Raw genomic sequence first — 12,060 nt, 5'->3', positions numbered from 1 at the left:
AAAACTACAACCAGCGCTTGCATTAATAGAGGTAAATTTTATGGTGTTTTGTTAAGACAAGTAAACTAATGTGGCCTACATAACAAAAAATGATGATGTTTTTGTTGTTTTTATACTGTTAGTACTTTTCGAGCTTTGTTAGATATTTTTTAGATGTGTCTTGCCGTTTTCTTATTGATTTTTGGGGAATTGATGATTTTGACTGTTAATTGATTTAGCTTGCTTTAACTTCAAGAATACTTTAGATTATAAACTATTGTTTTTAGATTATTGATTACTGCCGTCTTTTAATTGATAACGTAAATCTACAATCACACCTTTCTTTTACAATCAATAATATGATGAGTGGTAAATAATATAAGCTCAGTGGCAAACATTTTATACAATGAAAGACCTTTCAATATTTAAATTGCAAAGATCTTCCAGTAAAAATAATTGATTAGTTATTTTAAATATTGATAAAAGTATATCATAAATCCTCACATTTAATCTATCGATTATAAGGATACTCACTTATCCAATTAAAGCCACGATTAACAAGCAAGAACTTATCCTTACCTAGTTTCTTTGTAGTTCCTATTATTGTATCATTTTTAACTATGAAATTAAAATCTAAAGTGTTATCAGTCTTTGAATAATTAAAATCAAAACTTTCTGCATTACCGCCGGACATTGACATAAACCTAATTTTTTGTTTCAGAGTATCTAACTCAATATTGTATACCTCGCGTTGTTTATTCATTTTCTCTATCTGTACCATTCCCTCTCTTTCAAATCTTATGTTTTTCCATAGTTTCGGACTTTTATAATTTGTTAGTGTATCCCCATTAACAACAAAATCAGCAACTTCATAAACACCATATAAAGGAGGCTTAGGTAAATCCGTTCCGTATATTTTCTGAGATTCTAATACCCTGTAAAAACCGTAACCTAATGCATAAACAATTACAAGTCCTTTAAAAACTTTTAAACTAATATCCACCCCCTTTTCTAATTTAGGACGAGCAATAATTACCAATTCATTTACTGGATTATTAGTGAGTAGAAATTGCATCACTTTTCTAAAATCTTTTGCCAAAAGGAAAAGTGTCATAACTACTAAATGTGTGGATAATATTTTTACCGGCACGTCAAAAAAGTAATTCACTGCCATTACATTCATAGTTGTCATTAGAGTAATAATAGCTCCAAGGGTTAATGTTCTTCTAAAAAGTAATAGACCTGCAAGGACTTCTGCTATGCCCATAAACATATTATAGCCTTTAGAAAAGCCTAAAAATGTCCAAGCTAAACCCATTGGTGATGATTCTCCGTAAGGCTGTAATAATCTATAAAAATTAGGTTCTGGAAATTGCAACTGTATAACCTTAGACAAACCATAGTTTATTAACATCAAACCAACATAAAATCGCATAGCTGTTGTTAACCAATAATATAATTTAGTATAGCTATTTTGCCTTCTATCTATAATAGACCAAATAATTGTACCTAAAAGTGCCAAGGAAAAAATTATGAGTATTACTAGATAATCATAACCTGTATCGCCACTTCCATTTGGACTTGTATTAACCCTAAAAGGAATACCTAAAACCTGTTCCCCAAACCAAGGAGCAAAACTCTGCATCCACTCCAAAGGGATCTTAGCTAAATAATTGAAAAATGGGTATGCCCCATTGTTTTGAAAAAAGATAAATAAAAGAAAATAAATAAAAGAAAATCTAAAGCCAATTGATGATAATACAGATTGCTTTTCATCAGACGTTGAATAAGTATAAGTTAGCAAAGACAATACGACTATCAAAATAAAAATTATGGTGATAGCAATTCCAATATTTGGAAAAACAGCTTCAATACTCCCAACCTTTTCAGAAATACCTTTTCCTTCGATTAAAACAGAAAAGTTACCATCAATACTGTCATTACTTGATTTAGCAGAAAATTCCCTGACTAAAGTGCCGTCTCCACTTCCTACACCATAATTCCATCCTGTTATAGCACGATTGGACACCTCACTTTCAAAACTTGGATTATGAATCTCTACAGGCTGAAAAAAACCATGATCATCTTCTATATAAACCTCAAACTTATCGAAGAAGAATTTACCATTATACGAACAAATGACACCAAAATTTAACTCCGCAGATTTATCGTCAATGATACCTTGAACCTCATAAGACTTCCACTCGTTTAATTTTATAGGTCTATTACCCATATTATCAAAAAAACCTCTTCCTTGCCCTGGTTTATTATCTACTCTTGCCCAAATGCCTGCCCATGCCTGTTCATCATTGGTATCTACCTTAGCAAACGCTACAATTTTAAACCTCTTAATAGAATCAGTTGCTACCTCAACTTCAATAGATTGACTAAATGATGTCCAAGTTCTTGAAATTTCTTTTACGTCTTGAGCATTTGCAGTGAAATGAAGTAAAATAGAAAACAATAGAGCGCATAGTCTTTTCATAGATGGCTTTTTAAATTTTAATTGTACGGTGAATTTCCTAAATATAGATATTGAAAATTTTGATTTAAATGAAAAATATGACAAACGGTCCTCTGATAACGCTAAGCGGAAAAACAACAATCTATAAAGCATGGAAATAGCTTAAATCATTAGACAAAAAATAATTTTAAAGTTCAAGGATTAATCATATCATTACGAATGCAAAAGTTTTTAAGGTTCTAAGAATGTTATTTTGAATTTTTGTCTTTGTTTTTTAGTTTAAACAAGTTCTTTTATCTTAAAGTCAATAGGTGATGCTGGTACTTATTTTGGTGTCTTTATGAATTCTAAAACAATGACACTTGTAGCCAGTATAGAAATTCTTGCTGGTTTGACTCTAATCATTGATAAATTTGATAGATGACTAGCATTAATTTTAATGAGTGTTTCAGTGAACGCTTTACTTTTTCATGTCATCTTGGACTCAGACAATAGTATTGAGGTAATAGTATTATTGGTTCTTAATGTTGTAGTGCTAATTGGTTACAAAAACAAATACAAAGACGCACTGAATTAAGTCAAACAAATAAAAAAGAGGCTTTTGGCCTCTTTTTTATGGTATTCGCTTTGTAACTATCGCTAGTTGTCCCATATGATTAGCTTGATGTTCCATAACATGAAACCATGCCCAGTGATTACTCACACCACCATTCATTTCCTTAAACCAATGATCATCTTTAGTCTTCAATAATTCTTTGGTTTTAGCTCTTACCTGATCATAAATATCCAGGTAATATCTGATAGGTTTACCTTTAAATTCTGCACGTGCTTTATCACCGAGATTTAAAGCTGTTCCCCATTCTTGCTTCTCTTCTTCATTAAAACTTCTACCTTCAAACGTATATACCTGATAATAAGCTTCTGTTGCTGCTAGATGATAAATCATTGCACCAGGACTATTTGCATTTTCATCTAAAAGAAAATCTGTTCCTTCTTGATCTAATAGGCTGACGTAACGTTCTAATCGTTTTTTAAGATTATCTAACATAGATACCATTTGACCAATATCCCGGGAATAACCTTCAGGAGCTTTTATCTCAAGCTGTGCTTGTAGACTTGATGTACTTAAAAATAGTGCTAAGATACTAGTCATTAAGCCTATTTTTTTAAAATTATTCTTAGACTGACAAGTAAGTTTGCAATAAGATGATTTCATGTGATTGATGGTTTTGATTCTCTTAAAAATAGAATCAATTTCATCACTCAAGCACGCTATTAACATGAGATTAACTATTTCTTTGGCGGATAGCCCGCAAAAATCTTATGCACCAGTTTTACAAAAGTTGCTTCTCTTTTTTCGGGAGATGCATTAGGTCCATATGTGGATTCACTGACGGCTTGCCAAAACAACTTTTCATTCTGAGCCTTATCAACAAAGTCAATGATAATTTGTCGCGTATTCTGGTTGCTTGCAATTGGTATACCCACAGAAACTCCACCGAAGCTACCCCCGCCTCCACCTCCAGCACCAACACCAACACTCGTGGTATTACGATTCATAACCTCTTGACTTTGGATATCAATAAAAAAATCGGGGTCATCAGATCGCGTCAATCCTAAGGTAGCCAACTCTGCATCTATGGCTCTCATAATGCGCTTATTATCTAACTCGCTGAGTCCAGTTTCCATATCATCAAAATAGTTGTAGGCTTTATATTGGCTAAAATCTGTTGACTTCTCGTAATCATAATTTACAATAGTACCACAAGACATGAACAATAGTGGAAGAAGAAAATATTTTAAAAGACGCATTTTTTATTTTAAAGATACTAAATATAAACGTCAAGCCTCACGCCAACTATTCATTTAACAATTTCCACAAGGTATCTTTTAATTGTGTTAAACCTTGTTGTGCAACAGAGGAAATAAAGAGATAAGGACATTCTAAGTCTTTGTCTAGGACAGCAGAAATTTCGCACTTTAATTCATCATCGAGCATATCGGACTTCGAAATCACAACAAAACGTTCTTTATCAAGCATCTCAGGATTGTAACGACGTAACTCATCCACTAAAATATTATATTGCGCGACGATATCCTTAGCGTCTGCAGGAATCAAAAATAACAAAATAGAATTTCGTTCTATATGTCTTAGGAAGTAATAGCCTAGTCCTTTCCCCTCAGCAGCACCTTCAATGATTCCGGGAATGTCTGCCATAACAAAGGATTGAAAATCACGATACTTCACAATGCCTAAATTAGGTTTTAAAGTCGTGAACTCATAATCCGCAATTTTTGGCTTTGCCGATGTTAAAACTGATAACAAAGTTGACTTTCCAGCATTAGGAAACCCAACTAATCCAACATCTGCAAGAACTTTAAGCTCTATAGTAATATTTTTCTCTTCTAAGGGAATACCTGGCTGTGCATATCGCGGCGTTTGATTAGTAGAACTTTTAAAATGCCAGTTACCTCGACCGCCTTTACCGCCTTCAGCAACAATCTTCTCTTCACCATCCTCAGTGATTTCAAAAAGTACTTTATCCGTTTCAGTATCTTTAACAACAGTTCCTAAAGGCACTTCTATAATAGCATCCTCACCATCAGCTCCAGTACTTCTTCCCGAACTTCCATGAGCACCATGGCCTGCCTTTATATGCCTTTTAAATTTAAGATGTATTAAGGTCCAGAGATTAGAATTTCCACGAATAATCACATGACCTCCACGGCCGCCATCGCCTCCATCAGGACCACCTTTTTGAATATATTTTTCGCGATGTAAATGCGCAGAGCCTTTACCTCCATTACCTGAAGATACATGCATTTTTACATAGTCAACAAAATTTCCTTCAGTCATGATTGCTTATCCTAAAACAGACAATTTTATAATTAAACCTTAGAATTGAATAGTAGTTTTTATTCGAAAGATTAGAGCTTATCTATAACATCACTTAATCTAACAGTAATATCTTCAATACTACCAACACCATCAACACCAAAGTATTTATTTTGATCAGAGTAATACTCCTTTAATATGGCTGTTTTGTCGTAGTACTCTTTAATACGATTTCTTATGATACTTTCATCAGCGTCATCTGCTCTACCACTAGTTTCTCCTCGTTTTAATAATCGCTCAACTAACACTTCATCATCAACTTCTAAAGCTACCATAGCATTAATTTGAGAATCTTTATTATCCATAAGATCACCTAATGCTTTTGCTTGTGCATTTGTTCTTGGAAAGCCATCAAAAATAAAACCATTAGCACCAGCATTTTTTTCAACTTCTTTGTTCAACATGTCTATCGTTACTTGGTCTGGCACCAATTCACCTTTATCCATATATGACTTGGCCAACATACCAAGGGCTGTTTTATTTTTAATATTATATCTAAATACATCACCTGTAGAGATGTGTACTAAATCATATTTTTCTTTTAAAAATTCGGCTTGTGTTCCTTTACCTGCCCCTGGAGGGCCAAATAGCACAATATTTGTCATGTGTTGTGTTGTTTTTAATTGATAAACATCTGGTAAATCTCTTCCCAATCCATCATAATCAAGTCCATAACCGACAATGAATTTGTTTGGAATATCCATACCAACGTAATGAAGTTTAAAATCTTTTGCATATGCCTCAGGTTTGTAAAATAATGTTGCAATTAATAATTGCTTCACTTTCTCATTTTTGAAGATGCGATGTACCTCCTCCAAAGTATTACCTGAGTCTATAATATCCTCTAAAATTACAACTGTTCTACCCGTAAGATCTTGGGTTATGCCTATTAATCGTTGAATATCTTCTGTTGACTTAACCCCTTCATAGGATGCCAATTTGATGAATGTCACTTCACAAGGTTTTGGATACTTTTTCACAAAATCACTTACAAACATAAATGACCCATTAAGTATGCCTACAAAAACTGGCATTTCATCACCCAAATCTCTAGCCACGGTGTCGACCATTTGTTGGACAGCCTCCTCGATTTCTTGTTCAGAAATGAAAGGTTTAAATAATAAATCGTGAAGCTTAATAACCATCTTGTAAAATTAGAAATGCAAAGATAATCAAATGATTATCGATAGCCCATTTTTGCTTTCTAATTTTAGAATTTTGTACTATAATTAGCTTATTTTTGTACTGAATTTTAGTGTTTAATAGATAGATGTATACCTTTATAGAAAGTGCGCATGAATTACTTCTCTTCAAATTTTAAACTTGGGATACTCGGTGGTGGTCAGTTAGGCAAAATGATCTTGTATAACACCCGTAAATATGACATTTACACCTGTGTAATGGATCCTAGCGAAGTTGCGCCAGCGCGTTTAGCGTGTGATGAATTTACAGTTGGTGATTTGCTTGATTTTGATGCTGTGATGAACTTTGGAAGACAAGTGAATGTTTTGACTATTGAGATCGAAAATGTGAATGTAGATGCACTCGAAAAATTAGAGAAGGAAGGCATAAACGTTTTTCCGTCTGCAAAGACATTACGTACTATTCAAAATAAAGCACATCAAAAACTGTTTTATAGAGACCACAACATCCCAACAGCAGACTTTTCACGTTTTGCACACACCTCTGAAATTAGTGATGCTATTGACAATGGCGGATTAAGCTATCCTTTTGTTTGGAAAAGTGCTCGTTTTGGTTATGATGGACAAGGAGTAAAAGTTGTGCGACGTTATACTGATCTCATAGATCTACCAAATGTAGAATGCATTGCAGAAGATCTGATACCCTTTAAGAATGAGTTAGCAGTTATCGTAGCAAGGAATTCTGAAGGGCATTTAAAAACTTACCCCGTTGTAGAAATGGAATTTCATCCTGAAGCTAACCAAGTAGAATATGTGATTTGTCCAGCTAGAATTCCTGATGCCATTGCTAAAAAGGCAGAATTAATTGCCTTAAAAACAGCGGCAGCATTTAAACATGTTGGCTTATTAGCTGTTGAAATGTTTCAGACTGAGGATAGCGAGATTCTAGTCAATGAAGTAGCGCCAAGACCTCATAATTCTGGTCACTACAGTATTGAAGGCAGTTATACGTCCCAATTTGAACAACATTTACGATGTATTCTTGGATTACCGCTTGGTAAAACCGAAAGTAAAGTCGCTGGTGTCATGGTAAATCTAGTTGGTGCTGAAGATCATACCGGAAACGTGGTCTATAAAAATATTGAGGATATTATGGCCATGGATGGCGTAACACCTCACATATATGGAAAAAAGCAAACCAGACCTTTTCGTAAAATGGGGCATGTTACCATAGTTGATGAGGATGTAAATAAAGCGCGTGAAGTAGCAGAAAAGGTAAAGAAAACAATAGAAGTTATAAGTGAATAAATTATGAGTAAAGTTGGTATAATCATGGGAAGTAAGAGCGATTTGCCTGTAATGCAAGACGCTATTGATATATTAAAAGGGTTTGATATTGAGGTAGAAGTCGATATCGTTTCTGCTCATCGTACTCCAGACAAATTATTCGATTATGGCAAAAATGCGCATAAAAGAGGTATAAAGGTCATTATTGCTGGTGCTGGTGGAGCTGCTCATTTACCAGGTATGGTCGCATCACTGTCACCTTTACCAGTCATCGGAGTGCCTGTTAAAAGTAGTAACTCTATTGACGGATGGGACTCTGTTTTATCAATTCTCCAAATGCCAGGTGGAGTACCAGTTGCAACTGTGGCTCTGAATGGAGCTAAAAATGCAGGTATCCTTGCTGCTCAAATCTTAGGAAGTGCAGACCAATGTGTTTTAGATAAAGTAATGGTATATAAAGAAGGATTGAAGGCTAAGGTTATCGCTTCTGCTAAAGAACTCTAAAAAGCCTCAACTTGCGTTAAGGCTTTTAGCTATTAACCAACCCTTTAAGAACAAAAATTCTTGCTCGTTAAGGATGGGCAAAAGTAATACAATCTTTGAAAAGAAGAAAAAATTGATCTCTTAAATTAGCGTTAAAATTCACATTATCAATCAAATACGTAAGAAAAATTAGACGATTAAAAAAAATGACAATTTTAAATAAATACTTCAATACTGCTTACAATACAGCACCTTTTTCATCCATAAAAAATGAAGACTTTCTACCAGCCTTTAAAATAGCGATAGAAAAAGCTAGAACTGAAATTGATGCTATTGTAAACGCTAACGAAGAACCAACATTTGAAAATACAATTGAAGCTCTTGATTATTCTGGTGAACAGCTGGATAGGATCTCAAGTATATTTTTCAACCTTAATTCTGCTGAAACCAATGACGATATTCAAAAAATAGCGCAAGAAGTTTCTCCATTATTATCTGAATTTAGTAATGACATTACTCTTAACGAGGATTTATTTAAACGTGTTAAGGCCGTCTATGATATGAAGGCAGAGTTAAACCTCAACACAGAACGAACAACACTTTTAAATAAAAAGTATAAGAGCTTCGCAAGAAATGGTGCCAATTTACCAAAGGATAAGAAAGAAGAACTTCGGGCTATTGATAAAGAATTAAGTAAACTGAAACTAAAATTTGGAGAGCATATCTTGGCAGAAACCAACACCTTTGAAATGTTGCTAACGGAAGAATCCCAAGTATCTGGATTACCAGAAGGAGCAAAAGAAGCTGCCAAACAATTAGCCGAAAGTAAAGACAAAACAGGTTGGATTATAACGTTAGATTATCCTAGTTACATTCCATTTATGACGTATGCTGACGATAGAACATTAAGAGAACAGCTTTCTAAAGCATTTGGCAGTAAAGGTTTTAAAAACGACGATCTAGATAATCAAGATATTGTTTTAAGTATTGCGACCTTAAGATATAAGCGTGCCCAACTCTTGGGCTACGCTTCACATGCGCATTTTGTCCTAGAAGAGCGTATGGCAGAAACACCAGAGAAGGTGAACGCTTTTCTTAAAGAATTATTAGAAAAGGCTAAGCCTGCTGCAACGAAAGAGTTTAACAAACTGCAAGAATTTGCAAAAGATCTTGACGGGATTGACCAATTACAAAAATGGGACTCTGCCTATTATTCTGAAAAATTAAAACAGCAATTATTCAGTTTAGATGATGAGCAGTTAAAGCCCTACTTTAAACTAGAAAATGTGATTAATGGTGCCTTTACAGTTGCCGAAAAATTATTTGGATTACAATTTGAAGAAATTAATGATAAGGATGGCGTTGATTCAATAGACAAATATCATGAAGATGTTTTAACTTATAAAGTCATAGACGATGAAGGTGCTTTAGTAGCCATATTTTATGCTGACTTTTTCCCGAGAGCAGGAAAGCGAAACGGAGCTTGGATGACCTCTTTTAAACCTCAAATGATAAAGGACGGTCATAATCACCGTCCACATATTTCCATTGTTTGCAATTTTACCAAGCCCACAAAGAGTAAGCCATCATTACTAACGTTTAATGAAGTAACTACGCTTTTTCATGAATTTGGACATGCGCTTCATGGCATGCTAGCCAATACAACTTATCCAAGTTTATCTGGAACTAGTGTCTATTGGGACTTTGTTGAATTACCAAGTCAAATTCTTGAAAATTGGTGCTACGAGGAAGAAACCCTAAAACTATTTGCAACGCATTACCAAACGGGAGAGGTGATTCCAATGGATCTCATTGAAAAAATTAAAGCCTCATCAACATTCCATGAAGGCATGCAAACCCTTAGACAATTAAGTTTTGGTATGCTAGATATGGCTTGGCATGCAGGTGAATCTCCAGAATCTATAACTTCTGTAAAAGACTACGAATCCCAAGCATTTAATGACACGCAGCTTTATCCAGAGGTATCAGAAAATTGCATGAGTACGGCATTTGCACATATTTTTCAAGGAGGTTATTCTTCTGGGTATTACAGTTACAAGTGGGCCGAAGTATTAGATGCCGATGCGTTTGAATACTTTAAAGAAGAAGGTATTTTTAACAAAACTGTAGCCAATAAATTTAAAGCTTATGTCTTATCCCAAGGTGGTACAGACAATCCAATGACGTTATATAAAAGGTTTAGAGGTCAAGAACCAAAACCTGAAGCCCTTCTAAGACGTGCTGGACTAATAAAATAGTGTCTTTTCCGTTTTGGTTATATGTATATCATAAAACCGATTGGACACATCTTTATCATTCTCATCCTAACGACACTTACCCAAGTTGGAGGCGTTATTTGGCTAATATCATTGGTTGTAACGAATTGGAAAGGGTGGAAAAAACGCTTTGTCTTTATGTGTCTATATCTCATTTTTAACCTAATTATTGTACCACCAATTGCGAAAGGTTTTGGTCGTGAAGCATTGCCTTGGTTTAGTGCAGAAGTAGCACCAAGAAACTGGTTCTACCCATTGGCATTTAGAAATTATGCAGATCCAGAATTAAAGGCCGTGCTATTTGAGTCTGCAAAAACTAGCGGACTTAAGATTACCTATTTAGATGCTAATTTTCCTTTTTTTAATGGCTTCCCATTATTACCACATCTAAGCCATAATGATGGAAGGAAAATAGATTTAAGTTTTATGTATTTGGATAACAAAGGACAGGCAACAACGGACAAACCTTCCCGTTCTGGTTATGGAGTTTATGTCCAAAAACGCTCTCAATCGTCCAAAAACTGTTTAGATCAAGGATTTTGGCAATACGATTTTACTAAATACCTAACCTTTGGAACTAATGATGATTTGGAATTTGACAAGAACGGTACTCGAGACTTAATTCAATCCTTACTATCCAAATCACAAACGCAATCTATTTTCATTGAACCTTACTTAGAACAGCAATTACAATTAAATAAAGCATATCGCATTCGATTCCATGGATGCAGAGCGGTAAGGCACGATGATCATATCCATTTACAAATAAAATAAACTTTCAGTAATTATTGAAAGTTTAATATTTATTGTATATTTGTTGTATGGAATATCAAGAGGCAAAAGAAAAGTTTATTAGTACTTGGGGAAGTTTAGGTACGCTTTGGGGCATTAATAAAGCCATGGCTCAAATACAAGCACTTCTTTTTATTTCTACAAAACCCTTATCCATGGAGGATATCATGGAGGAGCTCAAAATTTCTCGTGGCAATACTAGTATGAATTTAAGACAACTTATGGATTGGGGTATCGTTACTAAAGTATTGATTTCAGGGGAACGAAAAGAATTTTTTACAACTGAAAAAGATGTTCAAGAATTGGCAAGAATCGTTGCGAAGGAACGCAGTCGAAGAGAAATTAAACCCGTTATTAAAGTACTCCAAGAAGTCTCATCTATAAAAGATGACGGTACCGTGAATACCAAGGAGCTTATAAAACAAACAAAAGCCTTAAAGGACATTACTGACGATTTAGACAACTTAATGAACAAACTTGTAAATCAAAAACAAAACTGGCTAACAAAATCAGTTTTAAAACTTATGACATAGGCTCATATTTTTTTAAACAATACTTTCAATTTTTTCTGAAAGTTTAAAAACTATAGTATAATGAAGAATTTTTATCAAATTAATAGCTGGTTGATTCCAATAACAATTTTATTATGGTTTACTTTTTTGGGAGGCATAATTGCACAAACAGTGCTTGGTGCAACCCAAATAATAATGAGTATTTCTATAATGATAAATTTTAAAAAGC

At 34.2% G+C, this 12,060-nt stretch carries 10 protein-coding genes; 5 read left to right on the top strand and 5 right to left on the bottom strand.

Annotated elements, in window-relative coordinates; genetic code table 11:
- Positions 1-490 precede the first annotated feature (490 nt).
- From HRU49_RS06130 to HRU49_RS06110, 5 genes are all read right to left on the bottom strand, one after another.
- Positions 491-2,464: a hypothetical protein gene (locus HRU49_RS06130; RefSeq protein ID WP_296355220.1), complete on the bottom strand. Its 1,974-nt coding sequence runs from the start codon at positions 2,462-2,464 to the stop codon at positions 491-493.
- A gap of 592 nt (positions 2,465-3,056) precedes the next feature.
- Positions 3,057-3,596 (bottom strand): DUF664 domain-containing protein, encoded by a 540-nt coding sequence (locus HRU49_RS06125; RefSeq protein WP_296355218.1) that lies wholly within the window; start codon positions 3,594-3,596, stop codon positions 3,057-3,059.
- 137 nt (positions 3,597-3,733) lie between these two features.
- On the bottom strand, positions 3,734-4,255 hold the full coding sequence (locus HRU49_RS06120; RefSeq protein ID WP_296355216.1) for a DUF4136 domain-containing protein: 522 nt from the start codon (positions 4,253-4,255) through the stop codon (positions 3,734-3,736).
- 46 nt (positions 4,256-4,301) lie between these two features.
- Positions 4,302-5,300: a GTPase ObgE gene (gene obgE, locus HRU49_RS06115; protein ID WP_296355214.1), complete on the bottom strand. Its 999-nt coding sequence runs from the start codon at positions 5,298-5,300 to the stop codon at positions 4,302-4,304.
- Positions 5,301-5,371: 71 nt separating this feature from the next.
- The gene (locus HRU49_RS06110) at positions 5,372-6,484 is read right to left on the bottom strand and encodes an adenylate kinase (protein ID WP_296355212.1); all 1,113 of its coding nucleotides are present in this window, start codon (positions 6,482-6,484) and stop codon (positions 5,372-5,374) included.
- A 150-nt stretch (positions 6,485-6,634) separates the two neighbouring features.
- Here HRU49_RS06110 and HRU49_RS06105 point away from each other — a divergent pair, with 150 nt between their 5' ends.
- The 5 genes from HRU49_RS06105 to HRU49_RS06085 all read left to right on the top strand — a co-directional run bounded on the left by HRU49_RS06105 (position 6,635) and on the right by HRU49_RS06085 (position 11,852).
- The gene (locus tag HRU49_RS06105) at positions 6,635-7,789 is read left to right on the top strand and encodes a 5-(carboxyamino)imidazole ribonucleotide synthase (protein ID WP_296355210.1); all 1,155 of its coding nucleotides are present in this window, start codon (positions 6,635-6,637) and stop codon (positions 7,787-7,789) included.
- Between the two features lie 3 nt (positions 7,790-7,792).
- Positions 7,793-8,272, top strand: a complete 480-nt coding sequence (gene purE / locus HRU49_RS06100; RefSeq protein ID WP_296355208.1) for a 5-(carboxyamino)imidazole ribonucleotide mutase — start codon at positions 7,793-7,795, stop codon at positions 8,270-8,272.
- 185 nt (positions 8,273-8,457) lie between these two features.
- Entirely contained in the window at positions 8,458-10,509 is a 2,052-nt protein-coding gene (locus tag HRU49_RS06095; protein ID WP_296355206.1) for a M3 family metallopeptidase, read from the top strand.
- A 21-nt stretch (positions 10,510-10,530) separates the two neighbouring features.
- Entirely contained in the window at positions 10,531-11,301 is a 771-nt protein-coding gene (locus HRU49_RS06090) for a hypothetical protein (protein WP_296355204.1), read from the top strand.
- A gap of 47 nt (positions 11,302-11,348) precedes the next feature.
- Positions 11,349-11,852 (top strand): MarR family transcriptional regulator, encoded by a 504-nt coding sequence (locus HRU49_RS06085; RefSeq protein WP_296355202.1) that lies wholly within the window; start codon positions 11,349-11,351, stop codon positions 11,850-11,852.
- The last annotated feature ends 208 nt before the right edge of the window (positions 11,853-12,060 follow it).

The sequence above is a fragment of the Winogradskyella sp. genome (assembly GCF_013213975.1).
GTDB lineage: Bacteria > Bacteroidota > Bacteroidia > Flavobacteriales > Flavobacteriaceae > Winogradskyella.
The sequence above is the reverse complement of the archived record's forward strand: the minus strand, read 5'-3'. Positions and strand labels throughout refer to the sequence as shown.

Excerpts from the sequence above, each read along its gene's own strand:
- HRU49_RS06130 (WP_296355220.1), bottom strand. The coding sequence starts at position 2,464 with ATGAAAAGACTATGCGCTCTATTGTTTTCTATTTTACTTCATTTCACT.
- HRU49_RS06125 (WP_296355218.1), bottom strand. The coding sequence starts at position 3,596 with ATGACTAGTATCTTAGCACTATTTTTAAGTACATCAAGTCTACAAGCA.
- HRU49_RS06120 (WP_296355216.1), bottom strand. The coding sequence starts at position 4,255 with ATGCGTCTTTTAAAATATTTTCTTCTTCCACTATTGTTCATGTCTTGT.
- obgE (WP_296355214.1), bottom strand. The coding sequence starts at position 5,300 with ATGACTGAAGGAAATTTTGTTGACTATGTAAAAATGCATGTATCTTCA.
- HRU49_RS06110 (WP_296355212.1), bottom strand. The coding sequence starts at position 6,484 with ATGGTTATTAAGCTTCACGATTTATTATTTAAACCTTTCATTTCTGAA.
- HRU49_RS06105 (WP_296355210.1), top strand. The coding sequence starts at position 6,635 with ATGAATTACTTCTCTTCAAATTTTAAACTTGGGATACTCGGTGGTGGT.
- purE (WP_296355208.1), top strand. The coding sequence starts at position 7,793 with ATGAGTAAAGTTGGTATAATCATGGGAAGTAAGAGCGATTTGCCTGTA.
- HRU49_RS06095 (WP_296355206.1), top strand. The coding sequence starts at position 8,458 with ATGACAATTTTAAATAAATACTTCAATACTGCTTACAATACAGCACCT.
- HRU49_RS06090 (WP_296355204.1), top strand. The coding sequence starts at position 10,531 with ATGTATATCATAAAACCGATTGGACACATCTTTATCATTCTCATCCTA.
- HRU49_RS06085 (WP_296355202.1), top strand. The coding sequence starts at position 11,349 with ATGGAATATCAAGAGGCAAAAGAAAAGTTTATTAGTACTTGGGGAAGT.